15 protein-coding genes are annotated in these 16,822 nt (G+C 67.0%); 14 read left to right on the plus strand and 1 reads right to left on the minus strand.

Annotated elements, in window-relative coordinates:
• The first annotated feature begins 128 nt into the window (after positions 1-128).
• Positions 129-689, plus strand: coding sequence for a peptide deformylase (def, locus tag AC5677_RS35420; protein ID WP_497191983.1), 561 nt, complete (start codon positions 129-131; stop codon positions 687-689).
• A 3-nt stretch (positions 690-692) separates the two neighbouring features.
• Here the strand turns inward: def and AC5677_RS35425 are convergent, their stop codons facing one another.
• Complete coding sequence (locus tag AC5677_RS35425; RefSeq protein WP_497191984.1) at positions 693-1,340, minus strand: TetR/AcrR family transcriptional regulator; 648 nt, start codon at positions 1,338-1,340, stop codon at positions 693-695.
• A gap of 160 nt (positions 1,341-1,500) precedes the next feature.
• Between AC5677_RS35425 and AC5677_RS35430 the strand changes: the two genes are divergently transcribed.
• From AC5677_RS35430 to AC5677_RS35490, 13 genes are all read left to right on the plus strand, one after another.
• Positions 1,501-2,727 (plus strand): acyl-CoA dehydrogenase family protein, encoded by a 1,227-nt coding sequence (locus tag AC5677_RS35430; RefSeq protein WP_497191985.1) that lies wholly within the window; start codon positions 1,501-1,503, stop codon positions 2,725-2,727.
• A 259-nt stretch (positions 2,728-2,986) separates the two neighbouring features.
• Positions 2,987-4,111, plus strand: coding sequence for a pentapeptide repeat-containing protein (locus AC5677_RS35435; RefSeq protein ID WP_497191986.1), 1,125 nt, complete (start codon positions 2,987-2,989; stop codon positions 4,109-4,111).
• Positions 4,112-4,139: 28 nt separating this feature from the next.
• Positions 4,140-4,556, plus strand: a complete 417-nt coding sequence (locus AC5677_RS35440; protein ID WP_497191987.1) for a hypothetical protein — start codon at positions 4,140-4,142, stop codon at positions 4,554-4,556.
• Positions 4,557-5,530: 974 nt separating this feature from the next.
• Positions 5,531-7,030 (plus strand): sensor histidine kinase, encoded by a 1,500-nt coding sequence (locus AC5677_RS35445; protein WP_497196875.1) that lies wholly within the window; start codon positions 5,531-5,533, stop codon positions 7,028-7,030.
• Positions 7,031-7,080: 50 nt separating this feature from the next.
• Positions 7,081-7,467, plus strand: a complete 387-nt coding sequence (locus AC5677_RS35450; protein ID WP_497196876.1) for a roadblock/LC7 domain-containing protein — start codon at positions 7,081-7,083, stop codon at positions 7,465-7,467.
• Entirely contained in the window at positions 7,464-7,835 is a 372-nt protein-coding gene (locus AC5677_RS35455) for a DUF742 domain-containing protein (protein WP_497191988.1), read from the plus strand. The genes AC5677_RS35450 and AC5677_RS35455 overlap by 4 nt, the downstream gene beginning before the upstream one ends.
• Positions 7,816-8,439 carry a GTP-binding protein gene (locus AC5677_RS35460; RefSeq protein WP_497191989.1) on the plus strand — a complete coding sequence of 208 codons (624 nt, stop codon included), beginning with the start codon at positions 7,816-7,818 and terminating at the stop codon, positions 8,437-8,439. Before AC5677_RS35455 ends, AC5677_RS35460 begins: the two co-directional genes overlap by 20 nt.
• A complete protein-coding gene (locus AC5677_RS35465) occupies positions 8,436-9,902 on the plus strand; it encodes a cytochrome P450 (protein WP_497191990.1) in 1,467 nt (488 codons plus the stop codon). Before AC5677_RS35460 ends, AC5677_RS35465 begins: the two co-directional genes overlap by 4 nt.
• Before the next feature lie 481 nt (positions 9,903-10,383).
• Positions 10,384-11,397, plus strand: a complete 1,014-nt coding sequence (locus AC5677_RS35470) for a terpene synthase family protein (protein WP_497191991.1) — start codon at positions 10,384-10,386, stop codon at positions 11,395-11,397.
• A gap of 759 nt (positions 11,398-12,156) precedes the next feature.
• A complete protein-coding gene (locus AC5677_RS35475) occupies positions 12,157-12,903 on the plus strand; it encodes a hypothetical protein (protein ID WP_497191992.1) in 747 nt (248 codons plus the stop codon).
• A gap of 235 nt (positions 12,904-13,138) precedes the next feature.
• On the plus strand, positions 13,139-14,917 hold the full coding sequence (gcl, locus tag AC5677_RS35480; RefSeq protein WP_497196877.1) for a glyoxylate carboligase: 1,779 nt from the start codon (positions 13,139-13,141) through the stop codon (positions 14,915-14,917).
• A gap of 113 nt (positions 14,918-15,030) precedes the next feature.
• A complete protein-coding gene (locus tag AC5677_RS35485) occupies positions 15,031-15,870 on the plus strand; it encodes a TIM barrel protein (protein WP_497191993.1) in 840 nt (279 codons plus the stop codon).
• Between the two features lie 52 nt (positions 15,871-15,922).
• Positions 15,923-16,819: a 2-hydroxy-3-oxopropionate reductase gene (locus AC5677_RS35490; RefSeq protein WP_497191994.1), complete on the plus strand. Its 897-nt coding sequence runs from the start codon at positions 15,923-15,925 to the stop codon at positions 16,817-16,819.
• The last annotated feature ends 3 nt before the right edge of the window (positions 16,820-16,822 follow it).

Genomic DNA, 16,822 nt, shown 5'->3' on the forward strand with positions numbered 1-16,822 from the left:
ATGACCGGTACGGAGGCTTCGGTCGGGGATCAGCCTATCGAGATCCGGCCCTGGGCCCGAACCCCGCCACCCGTGGCGCGACATCCGGTATGACCGGGAGGGGTGCGGCGGACCGTACGCTGGAGCCCATGAGCTCCCGCACGATCCCCGGCAGCACCGGCCGCCCGCGCCCCATGCGCCTCCTGGGCGACCCGGCCCTGACCGCGCCCTGCCAGGAGGTCACCTCCTTCGACGGGGAGCTCGCCAGGCTGATCGAAGACATGTACGCGACAATGTACGCCGCGCGCGGTGTCGGTCTCGCCGCGAATCAAATCGGCGTCCCCTTGCGGGTCTTCGTCTATGACTGCCCCGACGACGAGGACCGCCGTCATCTCGGGCATCTCGTCAACCCCCGCCTCGTCGAGACGGACGGACCGGTGATCCGCGGGCCCGAGGGCTGTCTGTCGCTGCCCGGTATCGAGGCGGCTACGCCGCGCCACGACCACGCCGTTGTGGAAGGGCTCAGCGCGACCGGCGAGCCGAGGAGCGTCATCGGTACCGGCTTCTTCGCCCGCTGTCTCCAGCACGAGTGCGACCACCTCGAGGGCGGTCTGTACGTCGACCACCTGACCGGACTGCGCAGGCGACGGACGCTGCGCGCGGCCGCCCGCGCGCCCTGGGCCGCCTCCGCGGGGGAGTCCGGCCGCTGACGGTCAGAAGCCGGGGCCGCCCGCCAGGTCCTTGACGGTGGCCAGCTGTCCCCACAGCAGATCCGTCAGATGCTGCACCAGCCGCTCGCGGGAGCAGGGGCGCTCCCGCAGCCACCAGTCGCCGGCCGCATGCATCATGCCGACGATGCCGTGGCCCCACACCCGGGCCCGCTCCTCGCCCTCCGGCCCCAGGTCGAGGCGGTCGGCGATCACCTTCGCCAGCTCCTCGCCGAGCCTGCGCAGCAGCGGGGCGGAGTGCCGCCCCACGTCGAAGCCGGACTCGCCCTGGCTCTGCTCGTCGGAGGGGTGCATCAGGAAGCGGTACACCTGCGGGCGGGTCTCGATCGCGACCAGATAGGCGTCGAGGGTGGCCTCGACCCGGTCGCGGCGCAGGACCGGGGCGTCCAGTGCGGTGCGCAGATTGTCCAGCAGGGCGTCGGTGTGCCGTACGGCCAGCGCGCGGTAGAGCCCGCCCTTGTCGCCGAAGTGCCGGTAGAGGATCGGCTTGGTGATGCCGGCCTCGGCGGCGATGGCGTTCATCGACGCCTCCGGGCCGTCGCGCAGCACAATGCGCTCCGCGGCCTCCAGCAGCTCCCGTCGTCTGCGCTCGGTCGCCGTCTGCCGACGGCCGCTGTGCTGTGTGTTTTCCATGGTCGTGCTCCCACCCTCGTGACTCCGTGGCGCTCGCGCAACGTAACACCCGATCTCCGCGGTGAATTCGAACCCCGGGGAGTTGACATCCCTTACTGACGAGTAACACACTCTGGTTACCGCAAGTAACATGTGAAAGACCGCAAGCGCAGGAGGGGTCATGGCCGAGTTCACCATGGAGCTCAACGACGAACAGAGGGAAGTCCGCGACTGGATTCACGGCTTCGCCGCGGACGTCATGCGCCCCGCCGCCGCCGAGTGGGACGAGCGCGAGGAGACTCCCTGGCCGGTCATCCAGGAGGCCGCCAAGATCGGCCTGTATTCGCTGGACTTCTACGCCCAGCAGTTCTTCGACCCCACGGGCCTGGGCATCCCGATGGCCATGGAGGAGCTGTTCTGGGGGGACGCCGGCATCGCCCTGTCGATCGTCGGCACCGGCCTCGCCGCCGTCGGCGTGCTGGCCAACGGCACCGAGGAGCAGATAGGCACCTGGGTGCCGCAGATGTACGGCGACGCCAATGACGTCAAGGTCGCCGCCTTCTGCTCCTCCGAGCCGGACGCGGGCTCGGACGTCGCCTCGATGCGGACGCGCGCCGTCTACGACGAGGCCAAGGACGAGTGGGTGCTCAACGGCACCAAGACCTGGGCCACCAACGGCGGCATCGCCAATGTCCATGTCGTGGTCGCGGTCGTCGACCCCGAGCTGGGCTCCAAGGGCCACGCCTCCTTCATCGTCCCGCCGAACACCCCGGGTCTCACCCAGGGCCAGAAGTTCAAGAAGCACGGCATCCGCGCCTCGCACACCGCCGAGGTCGTCCTGGAGAACGTCCGGGTGCCCGGTCACTGCCTGCTTGGCGGCAAGGAGAAGCTCGACGAGCGCCTCGCCCGCGCCCACGAGAAGGCCAAGACCGGCGGCGAGCGTGTGAAGAACGCCGCCATGGCCACCTTCGAGGCGTCCCGGCCCGCGGTCGGCGCGATGGCCGTCGGCACCGCCCGTGCCGCATATGAAGAGGCCCTGGAGTACGCGAAGACCCGCGAGCAGTTCGGCCGGCCGATCATCGACAACCAGGGCGTCGCCTTCCAGCTGGCCGATATGCGCACCCAGATCGACGCCGCCCGCCTCCTGGTGTGGCGCGCCTCCTGGATGGCCGTGACCGGCAAGCCCTTCACCTCCGCCGAGGGCTCCATGTCGAAGCTCTTCGCCAGCGAGGTGGCCAAGAAGGTCACCGCCCAGGCCGTGCAGATCCTCGGCGGCAACGGCTTCACCCGCGAGTACCCGGTCGAGCGGATGCACCGCGACGCCGCGATCTACACCATTTTCGAGGGCACCAGCGAGATCCAGCGGCTGGTGATCGCCCGGACGCTGTCCGGGATGCCGATTCGTTAGGCATCCATACGGTAGGACGCGCACAGATGCGCTTCCCCTTGAAGGCCCCACCGCCGACGCGAGTGGGGCCTTCAAGAAGTGCAAGTGGGGCCTTCAAGGAACTACAGAAGCACGAAAGCCGGCCAGACCTTGTGAGAGCGCCTCAAGTCGTACGGCGTCAGCCTCTCCACGCCGACACCCGACGCGACAACCTCAGATCTCCCTCTGAAGGCTGCCATCTCTGGTTCGTTCACTGTGCGGACCGGCCACGATGTTTGCCATGAGTACGAAGTTACGCCGCAGCGTCAGCGTCGCCGGAATATTGATCGCCGTCGTCCTCTACACGCTCCTCCTCTGGCGTGGCCCCTGGATCCTCGACGGAGCACACATTCGGTCGCGCGACCTCCAGCCCGCCGACGGTGTCGTCATCACCGGAGTTCGAACGGCGCTCGTCGCGCTCGGAGCCGGCGTCATCGCCGCGCTAGGGCTCTACTACACCCACCGAAACCACAAACTTTCGCAGGACCAGTTCCATCAGACCCAGCAGCAGTTTCAGCTCGCGCAAGCCCAATTCGCCTATTCTCAGGAGCAGTTCACACACACGCAGCTGAAGGATGGGGAGCAGGCCGACCTCGCTCGGGAAGGGCAGGTCACGGAGCGCTACGTCGAAGCGATCAAGCTCCTCAGCTCGGACAACCTCACCCAAAGGCTCGGTGGAATATATTCACTTGAAAGGATCATGCGGGACTCCGAAAAGGACCACGAAACCATTGTGGCGGTCCTCGCTGCCTTCGTTCGGCAACACTCGCCAGTCGCAACCAGCGATTCGGAGGCGCGCACACAATCCGAAGCCCGCAAATCCGCCGAAGATATCCAAGCGGCAATCAGTGTCATCGGGAGGCGTCCGGAACGTGCGGAAGGGTTCCTCATCGAGCTGCCTGACGTCGACCTCCGGGGAGTCGATCTCACCCTGGCGCGCCTCGAAAAGGCGAACCTCTCGGGCGTCAACCTGGAAGGAGCCAATCTCTACTGCGCGCAACTGCAGGGCGCCATCCTCAGATACGCGCACCTGGACGGCGCCGACCTGACCCAAGCCCGCCTGCACGATGCAAACCTGACCGGCGCTTATGTAGCTGGAGCCAGCTTCTCGGATACCGAACTGGACTCCGCATCTTTCATCGGAACCGACCTGTCAAATGCCAGGTTCCTGAATGTCGACCGACTTCTCACTGCTTCGCTCTATCAATCGACCAAATTCCCCCCTCATCTCGGGGAAGATCCTCGCCTCCTTGAACGCCTGGCAGACGACCGGGCCAAGGCTCAACGCGCCCATCCCAGTCACCCCGCTTGGCGACAGTCAAAGGGCGAGTCAACCGTGGATGCAGCCGGTCAACAGAACGGATAACCTCCACCCCACACACCGGCAGGGGGCCATGGATGAGGGGAAGGCGGCGCTCTACGCCGCCGTCATCGGATTCGCCGCAGCCATCATCGGCGCCGCCGTCGGCGGATGGGCCAGCTGGCGGGCGGCGCGGCACAGCGCCGACGCGGCCGTGAGAGCGGCAGTCGAGCAGACCAAAGGGCAAGCGAAGAATGAGCACGCCCAATGGATTCGGCAAGAACGGCTACACATCTACCGGATGGTTCTCCAGGCCTGCACCGACTTCATGACTGTCGTCCAAAGGTTGGAAACGCAAGTTCCAGCCGGAGGGCATCCTGACGAGCTGTATCAACTCTTGGAGCAATGCTCCGTGACGTTGAACTCTCCACCAGCTCACTCCACCTTTTGGGGCCGTCTTCAGTACATGCCGCAGCATTGCGTCTGCTCGCAGAAGCCGAGTCGACCGTAGACGCCTTGAGAGGGTGGGAATCCCTCGAAAGCAATACGGAAGCGGAAAACGATCTCCGATGCCGCATAGCACTGGCCACTCAGGCCGCTCTCGCGTTCACCGATGAATGCCGGGCCGTCGTCGGAACCGCCGACGACTGAAGCGTGTTGCAGAAGGCCGTGGGTGGGTAGGGCAGGGCCGGTTATCGTCGGGCCGGGCGGTGCGAGGGCATGGCGGTGCCGGGCTGCTCCACGGCATCGGCGGGCCGGGCAACCGGTTCGAGAACAAGGAGCGGCCGCAGCCGCTGAACACCCCCGGTACGCCGTCGCCGATGAGACGGCGCCGGCGCGGTCCACGGCGTGCCCGGATGGGTGGGATGCCGCGGACGAGCGGTTTCCGTAACCACAGGCAACCACAGGCAACCGCGGTCCTCCGTCCGCCGGCCCCCACAGGCTCAGCTGACGTCCACCGGCGTCGGCTGGGCCTGCTGCCTTGTCCGCAGCCCGGCCCTGCCGTGAAGGACCGGGCGGCGTCTGAACGCCCAAGCGCAAGGCCCAACACCCAACGCCTCTCGTCTTGTTGGACGTATCCGATCATCCAGCGGCATTGGGCGCACCGGCCCGGCAGAAATCGAATTGCACCAAACACCCGAGGCCAAACGTTTCTCCTTAATTTCGTACACGAGTGCATTCATGTGTTATATGCATTTAGGCCGCAGAGCCACGTGGGCCTCGCTATGCTCGCTGTCGCGCAGCGAGTTGTGGCGATTACTGCACGTCGCCGCTGGCTGTCGTGATGTCGCCGATCACGCGAGGGCTCGGGCGTCCTGGGACCCGGCCTCATGCGTGCGGAACGCCGCTGTGGAATGCGCTGCGGCCAAGCAATTGGTGAGCGTGACTCCACGGTCGTCGATCTCGTTCAGGTGGCCTTCCCCTGGTGCCCATATACGCCATGTATGTCGCCGTATCCATCCCGTTAGTGCATTGAGGATGCCGATGGTTCGTGCTGGTTCGTCACCCGGAGGGTCGGGGCCTGCCTCCACCCCAATATGGCTGTTCCCACCCGTACTGCTCGCCGCGTGTACGGCCGTGGCCGTGTCGTTGTCGCCCTCGACAGCCCGTGCCCTGGTGGTCTGGATCGGCGTCTTCGCGACGGCCGCTGTGGCCGTCGCGGCCTGGCAGGCGGCCTGCCGGGCGCGCGCGCTCGACGCACTGCGCACCGAGTGCGCCGACAGAGAGGCGATCCTGCGCCGGCATCTGTCCGTGCAGGAAGCCGAAACGGTGCGGATGGCCAAAGAAACGCTGCCCGCGGCCATGGCCCAGCTGCAGAGCGGCAGCACGACGCAAGAAGTGCTGCACAAAGTCGGCCAGGTATCCCACGTCAGCCCCGAGTTCCAAGCCGCGCACACGGCAGTGCTGCGCTCAGTCCTGGAAGCCGTCGAGGCCGAGGAAGCCCTCCGTGACTCCGCCCAGCGAGCCTTCGTCAACATCGCTCGGCGAGTCCAGGCCATCGTTCACCAACAGGCCCAAGAACTGCGGGAGTTGCAGGACAAGCACGGGCAGGACCCGGCGGTCTTCGTCGACCTGCTGCACATCGACCACCGGACCGCGCTGGTCGGCCGGCTCGCGGACAGCATCGCCGTACTCGGCGGGGCCCGGCCGGGTCGTCAGTGGCAGCAGACCATCCCGCTGTTCAACGTGCTCCGCGGCGCCATGTCCCGGATCACCGACTACCAGCGCGTCGATCTGCACTCGGTGGCCGAGGTCGGCATCCTCGGGCGCGGCGTGGAGCCGCTGATCCACGCCCTGGCCGAGCTGCTGGACAACGCCACTCGCTATTCACCGCCCCAGACACGGGTCCACCTGACCGCGACCGAGATCCAGACCGGTGTGGCCATCGAGATGGAGGACGCCGGGATCGGTCTGACCGATGAAGCCCGCGTCCGCGCCGAGCGGGCCCTGACGCAGAGTTCCCCCACCGGAATCGACCTCGACGACCTGGGGGAGGCGCCACGACTCGGCCTGGCCGTGGTCGGCCGGCTGGCCCGCACGAACGACTTCAAGGTCTCCTTCCGGGCCTCCGCGTACGGCGGTGTACGCGTGGTCCTGGTGGTCCCGCCGGAACTGATCACCGCGACTCCGGTGCCCGGCGGAGCCATGGCCAAGGCCGCCACCCTGCCGCCGCCCAGGCGCCGCGGCGGTCCGCTGCGCCGTCCGGAAGCCACCGCGGAGGAGCCGGTGTCCGTCACCCCTCCGCGCACCGCCAACGGGCTTCCGCAGCGCAGGCGCCGTACTCGCGCCGTACTTCCACCCATGCGGCAGAAGCCCGCGGCCTCCATCACCGCTGAATCCACACCCTCGGTATCGGCCGCTCCACCCCCACAGGCCGGGATGTGGCTGGCCGCCTTCCAGGAGGGCATCTCCGGCGAGCCCCGAGCTGAATCCTCGGAACCACGTCCCGGCGGCCTGAGCGATAAAGAGTCCGAGCGTAACTGAGTCATTAGGTAAGGATGAGTAAGTAAGTGGTGACACAGCAGCGGCTCAATATGAACTGGATGCTTGAGGGCCTGGCATCCAGCGTTCCGCACACCCGTGACGTCGTGGTGCTGTCCTCGGACGGTTTGTGTATGGCTCAGTACGGTACGGACGAGGACACCGCGGATCGCCTCGCCGCCGCCTGTGCCGGACTGCAGAGCCTGTCGGCGGCCATCGCCATGGAATTCCCGCACGGCGACGGGCGGATGAAGCTCGTCGTCATCGAGGTCAACGGCGGCTTCTTCTACCTGATGGCGGCCGGCGCCGGGGCTTATCTGGCGGTGCTGGCCGATGACGACGTGGACGCCGGGCTCATGGGACAGGGCATGCGGGACTTGGTCGCCCGGATCGGTCAGCACCTCACCAGCCCGCCGCGGGCCGACCGGCAGGTCCCATGACCGACCCGGAACAGGAAAAGCACCGGAACTGGGAAGAAGGCGGTCCCGAGCGCCTCTACATCCTTACGTCCGGCCGGAGCGTCTCCTCCGATCCGGCGCCCCTGGACATGGTCACGCTGATCGTGACCCGGAACGGGCCCGGTTCGAGCATGCAGCCCGAACAGGCCGGCATCCTCCGGATATGTGACTACCCGCTGTCGGTCGCCGAGATCTCCGCGTACCTCCATCTGCCGGTCAGCCTGGTCACGGTACTGCTCGCGGATCTGCTGGAGAGCGGCTATGTCGAAGCCCGGGCACCGATCCCTGCCACGTCGTTGCCCGATGTCGAACTTTTGGAGGCGGTGATGCATGGACTGCAAAATCTCTGAGCCCGTCGTCGGTCCACGGCGCGAGGACGTTCTGCCGGCCTCGGTTTCCACCGCGGTCAAGGTAGTGGTTGTCGGTGGCTTCGGGGTGGGGAAGACCACCCTGGTCGGATCGGTCAGCGAGATCCGGCCGCTGACCACCGAGGAGACCATGACGCAGGCCGGCGTCGGGGTGGACGACATCGTCGGGGTCGAGCGCAAGACCGAGACCACCGTGGCGATGGACTTCGGACGGATCAGCCTCAGCGACAAACTGGTGCTGTATCTCTTCGGTACCCCTGGCCAGCAGCGCTTCTGGTTCTTGTGGAACGGCCTCTTCGAAGGCGCGCTGGGGGCGGTGGTCCTCATCGACTCCCGGCGTCTGGACGACAGCTTCGATGTGATCGGCCGGCTCGAGGAACGCGGTCTGCCGTTCGTCGTCGCCATCAACGCCTTCCCGGACGCCCCTTCGTACCCGATGTCGGAGCTCCGCGCGGCCATGGATCTCCCCGACGACGTACCCATGGTCGATTGCGACGCCCGCGACCGCGCCTCCAGCCGCGACACCCTGCTGACCCTCATGAGCTATCTGTACGCCCTCACCACCTCACCCCCGGAGCCCCGGTGACCGCCTCTTCCGCCAACCAGCCCAGCTTCACCACCGCATCCGGACCGCCTCCGGAATGTCCCGCTCATGCCCGAATCGGGGACACCGACGGACTGGCGCGGCTCTTCGGGCCCGAGGTGGTCAACGATGCTCCGGGCTTTTTCGAACGATTGCGTGCCAAGCACGGCCCCGTGGCACCCGTCCTGGTGGATGGTGATCTGCCGGCCTGGCTGGTCCTCGGCTATCGAGAGAACCTCGAAGTCCTGCGTACGCCCTCCCGCTTCAGCCATGACTCGCGCATCTGGCATTGCTTCAAGGAGAACAGGGTCGCGGCGGACTCGCCGCTACTGCCGGCCATCGCCTGGCAGCCCCTCTGCCTCTTCATGGACGGCGAAGAGCATGAGAGGCTCCGCACCGCGCTCACCGACAGTATGGCGCGATTTGACCGTCGCGGGATCCGCCGCTGCGTCACCCGAGCCGCCCATCAGCTGATCGATGACTTCGCTGGTGATGGACACGCTGACCTCGTTGGCCAGTTCGCGGAGCAACTGCCCTTGCGTGTCATGACGCAGCTCCTTGGAATGGACGAAGAGTCCGGCCCGCGGTTGGTCGAGGCCACCCGAGACCTGCTCAAGGGCTCCGAGACGGCTTTCCAGAGCAACGAGTACCTCGTGGCGGCTCTGGAGCAGCTCGTTGCCCGCAAACGAGAAGCCCCAGGCCCCGACTTCACCTCTTGGCTGATGGCACACTCAGCCAAGCTCACCGACGAAGAAGCCGCGCAGCATCTGAGGCTCGTCGTGATCGCCGCGAACGAGAACACCACCAATCTGACCGCGAATTCCTTGCGCATGATGCTCACGGATCCCCGCTTCCGGGCATCGCTCGCGGGCGGCAGCATGACCCTGCCCGATGCGCTGGAACAAATGCTGTGGGACGAGCCACCGACCTCGGTGTTGCCCGCCCGATGGGCCACCGGCGACACCGAACTCGGCGGTCAGTCCGTCAAGGCCGGGGACATGCTGCTCCTCGGTCTGGCCGCCGGTAACGGCGATCCCGTCATCCGACCCGATCTCTCGGTACCCATGCACGGCAACCGTTCCCACCTTGCCTTCAGCGGCGGTCCGCACGAGTGTCCCGGCCAGGACATCGGACGGGCCGTTGTCGACACGGGAATCGACGTCCTGCTGACGCGGTTGCCCGATATCGACCTGGCCGTTCCCGAGAGCGACCTGAAGTGGGTTTCCCATTGGATCGCCCGCCATCTGACCACGCTGCCAGTGAAGTTCACGGCGAGTCCCCAGGACGATCTTTCGGCATCAGCCAGTCCATCGGGTAGCGATGCGTACAGCGAGCACGCCCTCCAGGGTTCCGCCGCCGGCGACCTGGACGTCGCAACTGAGCCCCCCGGGTCGGCACCCTCCGTCGGCGCACCCAGAGCGCGTTCCTGGTGGGGCCTGTTGAAGAGGTGGCTGCCAGGAAAGTAGCTCCGTCGCCGGGGGCCCATGCTGTATGCCGCTCGGAACCGCAAGAGGCGCACGCCGGGGCACTGATGCACACATCAGTGCCCCGGCGTGCGCCTCTTGACGCTTTCGTCGAATTCCGGACGATGAATGGTGCGCGTTAAAGACCTCGGCATCGCCGGTTCCCTCCGAAGCCGAGTCGGTGTACTATCGGCGCTTTTAGAACCTGGGAGGTCGCCTGTGGAGCACGGCCAGATGGTTTCACCATATCCTCTCCCTCTTCTCAGCTGCGCCTCACCTCCTTCCCGTCGTTGACGGGTGAAGGGTCTCCTTGACCTCGGATCCGAAGAGCCGCTCAGCAACCTTCGGCCTTCGGCATCGGTCCCCTGCTGGAGTCGGCAACTCCTGCACCGCTGTGTCGAAGAACGCTCAAACTCACCGCCCGCAACGGGATAAGAACGCCCCTCCGGTTCCCCGGGGGGCGACAAAACGTCAGGGGGTCAAGATGGCTTCCACGCAAGTCGCATTCCCGTTTCCCTACCGTCGCAGTCCCGAATTTGACCGGGCGTACAGGCACGGTCTTGCCTGGGCTCGCGATGTAGGGATGGTCAACAGTGAACGGGCCGCAGGTTACTGGAAATCCGGCAATTTTGCCGAGTTTGCGTGTCTCTATTGGCCCTATGCGGTAGGCGCCGATGTCGAATTGGCCGTTGATGCCATGACATTCTACTTCTTCTTCGATGACCAGTTTGACACCGAGCTGGGTCACGACATCGGAGAAGTCATGGGCATTCAGGATGAATTGGCCGCCATCACCCGGACCAACGGAACCACCAACTCCCGTGCTCCAGTCATGGTTGCCTTCGCCGACATCTGGCGCCGTGCGATCGAAGGCATGTCCAGCCAGTGGCGCCAGCGAGCCGGACGCCACTGGCGCCAATACTTCAGTGGCCACATCGCCGAAGCCATTGACCGGCAGTGCAACACGGCCCACCGCAGGGACACCTACTGGGCGTTGCGCCGTTGGACGGTCGGTGCGGAGACCTCCACCGATCTATGCGAGAGACTGGGCCACTTCGAGGTCCCCGAGGACGCTCTGGCCTGGCCCCAGCTACGGGTCATGAGGCAACTGTGCTGCGACGTCATGGCTATCGGCAATGACCTGAACTCGTACGAGAAGGAAATGGCGCACGGCGAAGTAAACAACATCGTCTCTGTCACATGCCACGAGCAGCAGTTGTCTCTGGAAGGGGCGCTCGCCAAGGTGCGCGAAGAGGCGAGGCGAATGATCGGCCGGTTCCTTCAAATCGAACAGGAGCTATCGCGCATCTGCGAGGTTGCCAACCCCGCCTACAGGGAAATAATCGCCACGTATGTCGAAGCGCTCAAGGCGGGCATGAGCGGCGGAAATCAGTGGGGGAACGAAACTGCCCGTTACAACAGTGAAACCTCACCTGACGTCGCCTTGTCTTATGTGGAAGAACTCACGAAAGGGCCGAGCCAGGGCTGCAAACTATAGCGCCGGGCCCTATCGCCACAGTTGTGCATCGAGAGGGGATCCCGTCACATGCTTCGGCGGCCACAGCGCTTCGAAGGCCGGTGAATCCCGGCTCTCCTCATTTGGATCCGGTGTTCCTGCCGAGTGAATTCGTACGACAGCGGCGCCAAGTAGCCGTCGGAGATTGGCACCGGGGCCGTTTGACCGCCTGCATCCGCCGTCGACGGAGGACATACCTCATCACGCATTACGGCTGCTCCTTCCTCAAGGCGAGGCTCGTGAGGGATCGCGCTGCCTTCGTCCCCACCACGCACCGCCCAGGTGTGGTCGGTCCGTGATCCGTCCGGCTGCTGCCTGGAGACCAGACGCTCACGCTTTCCCGTTGGTTCGCTTGGCAGCCGAGGTGCTCAGCGAGCGCCGGCCAGGTAGAGCCGGGAGGCCAGGTGATCGCTGATGCGCTGCAGGGTGGCACCCACACTGCTGCCGACGTGCCCATGGGCCAGGTGGACGGTGTAGGCGGCGTCGGCGCGGGCGGCGGCGTTGTGTTTGCAGCCGCGTGACGGTGCATCACCTTTGGCTCTGCTGTCCCAGTGGCCAGTTGGTGATCGCGCGGACGCTGTCGGGGATGACGGACTGGTAGCGCGACGATGGACTGACGCAGCATCAATTCTTCCTGTTACCACTGGTGTTCTTGAGGTCAAGGTGACGTCAAGATCGCCGGTGGCGGCTTGGTATGTGCCGGGGGTTGCTGTTGGCTCGGCGGTCGGGGGAGGGGGCGCGATGAGGGATCGGGGGCAGGGGGATCCGGTGGCCGGCGGCCGTGGGGCGGTGGCGGTGATGACGGACGCGAGGCGGAGTGGGCGGCGGCGGGGGCGCGAGCTGGAGTACCCGCGCCGCCCGGTGCTGACCGCGTTGTCGATTCCGCCGGCCGCGCTCCTCGTCCTGGCCGGCGGGGCGCTGCTGGCGTTCCACTGGATGCTGGTGCCCGCGTTGGTGCTGCTGATCGGCGCGGTGGTCGGGCTGATCGCGGCGGTCACCACGCTGTCGCCCGCCCCGCTGCTGCGCTGGGTGGTGCTGCCGCTGATGCTCGCTCCGATGCTCGGTGCGGCGCTGCTCGGTATGTCGGCGGCACGGTCTGCGGTGCTGCAGGCGCGGGGTGTGGCGCGGGCGGGCGTCATCACGCGGATCACGGAGCACCACGGGAAGACCACCACCTATACGTGCGCCGTCCGGTACGACGGCCCCGGCCGGGGAGCCGCCACCGTTTCCTGTGGCGCGTTCGAGCGGGTCGGTGAACGGGTCCGGGTGGTCCGGGACCCTCGGGGCTGGGTCGATCCGGAGCTGGGCGGGGGTGCGGGGGCCGTGCGGGCCAAGGCGTTCTTCGCCGTGGCGAGCGATGTCGCGTTGATGGCCGTCTGCCTGTCGGCCGCCGCGGTGGGGGGCGTCCTGCGGTGGCGCCTCATGCGTGTTCGCGCGCGCGGAGGTGTGACCGGCACCGCCGACGGCCCCGAGCGGGTCCTTCAGTAGGTCAGGGAGCGCCGCAGAGCCGCGCCCCGGGCAATCGCCCGGGGCGCGGCTTTTTGCATGCCGTATGCGATCCCAGGTCCGGCGTGCCCTTGACGAGCGGATCGACTCGCTCTACGTTTCTTCCATAAAGCAAAACATTGATTCCATGATGCGGAATTAAGAAGCTTTCGGTTCCCTCCGGCCCCGCCGGAACATGCCCCTGACAGGCCGACGCCAGGAGTACTCGATGCCTCGAATGACAGCCGCCCGCGCTGCAGTGGAGATCCTCAAGCGCGAGGGCGTGACCAACGCCTTCGGTGTGCCGGGTGCGGCGATCAACCCCTTCTACAAGGCGCTGAAGGAGGGCGGCGGCATCGATCACACGCTCGCCCGCCACGTCGAGGGTGCCTCGCACATGGCCGAGGGCTACACCCGGACCAACCCGGGCAACATCGGTGTCTGCATCGGTACGTCCGGCCCGGCCGGCACCGACATGATCACCGGCCTGTACTCCGCGATCGGTGACTCCATCCCGATCCTGTGCATCACCGGCCAGGCGCCGACCAGCGTGATCCACAAGGAAGACTTCCAGGCCGTCGACATCGCGTCGATCGCCAAGCCCGTCACCAAGGCGGCGACCACGGTGCTCGAGGCCGCGCAGGTCCCCGGCGTCTTCCAGCAGGCCTTCCACCTGATGCGTTCCGGCCGTCCCGGCCCGGTCCTGATCGACCTGCCGATCGACGTCCAGCTGACCGAGATCGAGTTCGACCCCGAGACGTACCAGCCGCTGCCGGTCTACAAGCCGGTCGCGTCCCGCGCCCAGATCGAGAAGGCGCTCTCCCTCTACCTGGAGTCGGAGCGCCCGGTGATCGTCGCGGGCGGCGGCATCATCAACGCCGACGCCTCCGACCTGCTGGTCGAGTTCGCCGAGCTGACCGGCACCCCGGTCATCCCGACCCTGATGGGCTGGGGCGTCCTCGCCGACGACCACGAGCTGAACGCCGGCATGGTCGGCCTCCAGACCGCGCACCGCTACGGCAACGCCAACTTCCTGGAGTCGGACTTCGTCCTCGGCATCGGCAACCGCTGGGCCAACCGCCACACCGGTTACAAGCTGGACGTCTACACCAAGGGCCGGAAGTTCGTCCACGTCGACATCGAGCCCACCCAGATCGGCAAGATCTTCGCGCCGGACTACGGCATCGCCTCCGACGCCAAGGCCGCGCTGGAGCTGTTCGTCGAGGTCGCCAAGGAGCTCAAGGCCGAGGGCAAGCTGCCCGACCGCGGCGAGTGGGCCGCCTCCACCCAGCTGCGCAAGGCCGAGCTGCAGCGCCGTACGCACTTCGACAACATCCCGATGAAGCCGCAGCGCGTCTACGAGGAGATGAACAAGGCCTTCGGCCCGGAGACCCGCTACGTCTCCACCATCGGCCTCTCCCAGATCGCCGGCGCGCAGATGCTGCACGTCTACAAGCCGCGCCACTGGATCAACTGCGGCCAGGCCGGCCCGCTGGGCTGGACCATCCCGGCCGCGCTGGGCGTCGCCACCGCCGACCCGGAGACCCCGGTCGTCGCCCTCTCCGGCGACTACGACTTCCAGTTCATGATCGAGGAGCTGGCGGTCGGTGCGCAGCACCGGATCCCCTACGTCCACGTCCTGGTGAACAACTCCTACCTGGGCCTGATCCGTCAGGCGCAGGCGGGCCTCGACATCAACTTCGAGGTCAACCTGGAGTTCGAGAACATCAACTCCCCTGAGCTGGGTGTCTACGGCGTCGACCACATCAAGGTCGCCGAGGGCCTGGGCTGCAAGGCGATCCGGGTCACCGACCCGAACGAGCTGGGTGCCGCCTTCGAGGAGGCCAAGAAGCTCGCCGCCGAGTACCGGGTGCCGGTCGTCGTCGAGGCGATCCTGGAGCGCATCACCAACATCGCGATGAGCAAGACCGCCGACATCAGCGACATCACGGAGTTCGAGGAGCTGGCGACCGAGCCGGGTCACGCGCCCACCGCGATCAAGCCGCTCAAGGTCTGACGCCGGACCGGATCCGCACGGTGTGCCGGGCGCGCTTGACCACCGCGCCCGGCATCGCCACTATCCGTACAACAGAAACACAAATCCGCTATTCGGAAGGGGCGCCGGCCTTCATGGGTTTCACGGACACGCGCTTCAACGTCAATCTGTCGATTCTTTTCACCGAGCTTCCGTTGCTGGAGCGGCCGGCGGCCGCGCGGGCGGCGGGTTTCACGGCGGTGGAGCTGTGGTGGCCGTGGGTGGATGCCCCGGTGCCCGAGCAGGCGGAGCTGGACGCGCTGCGCGACGCCCTGAACGATGCGGGCACCCGGCTGGTGGGGCTGAACTTCTACGCCGGGCAGCTGCCGGGCCCCGACCGCGGTGCGCTGTCGGTCCCGGGTGAGGAATCCGAGAGGTTCCGGGCGAACGTGCCGGTGGCGGTCGAGTTCGCCAAGTCGCTGGGCTGCACCACCTTCAACGCCCTCTACGGCAACCGCGTCGAGGGCGTCGAGGCGGCCGAGCAGGACGCGCTCGCGCTGGAGAACCTGGCCTTCGCCGCCCGCGCGGTCGCCGAGATCGACGGCACGCTGATCATCGAGGCGCTCAACGCCCCCGAGTCACCCAAGTGCCCGATCGTCTCCGCGCCCAAGGCCATCGAGATCGTGGACGCGGTGAACGCGGCGACCGGCCTGGACAACGCACGGTTCCTGATGGACCTGTACCACCTGTCCATGAACGGCGAGGACCTGGACGAGGTCATCGACCGCTACACCGCCAAGACCGCCCATGTGCAGATCGCCGACAACCCCGGCCGCGGCGCCCCCGGCACCGGCGCCCTCGACTTCACCGCCCTGCTCGCGCGGCTGAAGAAGAACGGCTACGACGGCTGGATCGGCCTGGAGTACAAGCCGGGCGACGCCCCCAGTGCCTCCTCCTTCGCGTGGCTGCCCGCCCCGCTGCGGCCCGCCCCGTAACCCGGCCCGGCACCCGCCCCGAATTCTTTTGAGTGTGAAAGAGGCTATTTCGATGAGCAACCTCCCCAAGATCGCGTGGATCGGCCTGGGCATCATGGGCTCCCCCATGGCCGAGAACCTGATCAAGGCCGGCTACGCCGTGTCCGGCTTCACCCTCGAGGCCGACAAGCTCGAGCGCCTGGCCAAGGCCGGCGGCACCGCGGCCGGCTCGATCGCCGAGGCCGTCAAGGACGCCGACGTCATCATCACCATGGTCCCCGCCTCCCCGCAGGTCGAGGCCATCGCCTACGGCCCCGACGGCATCCTGGACAACGCCCGCTCGGGCGCCCTGCTGATCGACATGTCCTCGATCACCCCCCAGACCTCCATCGACCTGGCCAAGGCCGCCGGCGCCAAGGGCATCCGTGTCCTGGACGCCCCCGTCTCCGGCGGCGAGGCCGGCGCCATCGAGGCCGTCCTGTCGATCATGGTCGGCGGCGACCAGGCCGACTTCGACGCCGCCCGCCCGGTCCTCGAGGCCCTCGGCAAGACCATCGTGCTCTGCGGCCCGCACGGCTCCGGCCAGACCGTCAAGGCCGCCAACCAGCTCATCGTCGCCGTCAACATCCAGGCCTGCGCCGAAGCCGTCGTCTTCCTGGAGAAGTCCGGCGTCGACCTCGCCGCCGCCCTCGACGTCCTGAACGGCGGCCTGGCCGGCTCCACCGTCCTCGCCCGCAAGAAGGACAACTTCAAGAACCGCGACTTCAAGCCCGGCTTCCGCATCGACCTCCACCACAAGGACATGGGCATCGTCACCGACGCCGCCCGCACCGTCGGCGCCGCCCTGCCCGTCGGCGCCGTCGTCGCCAACCTCGTCGCCTCCCTCCGCGCCCAGGGCGACGGCTCCCTCGACCACTCCGCCCTCCTGCGCGGCGTCGAGCGCCTCTCCGGCCACACCATCGAAAGCTGAGCC

It is taken from the genome of Streptomyces sp. JLSY215, from assembly GCF_059682825.1.

Coding starts and splice junctions, on each gene's coding strand:
- AC5677_RS35475 (WP_497191992.1), top strand. CDS start 12,157: ATGAGGGATCGGGGGCAGGGGGATCCGGTGGCCGGCGGCCGTGGGGCG.
- AC5677_RS35460 (WP_497191989.1), top strand. CDS start 7,816: ATGGACTGCAAAATCTCTGAGCCCGTCGTCGGTCCACGGCGCGAGGAC.
- AC5677_RS35485 (WP_497191993.1), top strand. CDS start 15,031: ATGGGTTTCACGGACACGCGCTTCAACGTCAATCTGTCGATTCTTTTC.
- AC5677_RS35470 (WP_497191991.1), top strand. CDS start 10,384: ATGGCTTCCACGCAAGTCGCATTCCCGTTTCCCTACCGTCGCAGTCCC.
- AC5677_RS35455 (WP_497191988.1), top strand. CDS start 7,464: ATGACCGACCCGGAACAGGAAAAGCACCGGAACTGGGAAGAAGGCGGT.
- AC5677_RS35445 (WP_497196875.1), top strand. CDS start 5,531: ATGGTTCGTGCTGGTTCGTCACCCGGAGGGTCGGGGCCTGCCTCCACC.
- gcl (WP_497196877.1), top strand. CDS start 13,139: ATGACAGCCGCCCGCGCTGCAGTGGAGATCCTCAAGCGCGAGGGCGTG.
- AC5677_RS35490 (WP_497191994.1), top strand. CDS start 15,923: ATGAGCAACCTCCCCAAGATCGCGTGGATCGGCCTGGGCATCATGGGC.
- AC5677_RS35425 (WP_497191984.1), bottom strand. CDS start 1,340: ATGGAAAACACACAGCACAGCGGCCGTCGGCAGACGGCGACCGAGCGC.
- AC5677_RS35435 (WP_497191986.1), top strand. CDS start 2,987: ATGAGTACGAAGTTACGCCGCAGCGTCAGCGTCGCCGGAATATTGATC.
- def (WP_497191983.1), top strand. CDS start 129: ATGAGCTCCCGCACGATCCCCGGCAGCACCGGCCGCCCGCGCCCCATG.
- AC5677_RS35440 (WP_497191987.1), top strand. CDS start 4,140: ATGGATGAGGGGAAGGCGGCGCTCTACGCCGCCGTCATCGGATTCGCC.
- AC5677_RS35430 (WP_497191985.1), top strand. CDS start 1,501: ATGGCCGAGTTCACCATGGAGCTCAACGACGAACAGAGGGAAGTCCGC.
- AC5677_RS35450 (WP_497196876.1), top strand. CDS start 7,081: ATGAACTGGATGCTTGAGGGCCTGGCATCCAGCGTTCCGCACACCCGT.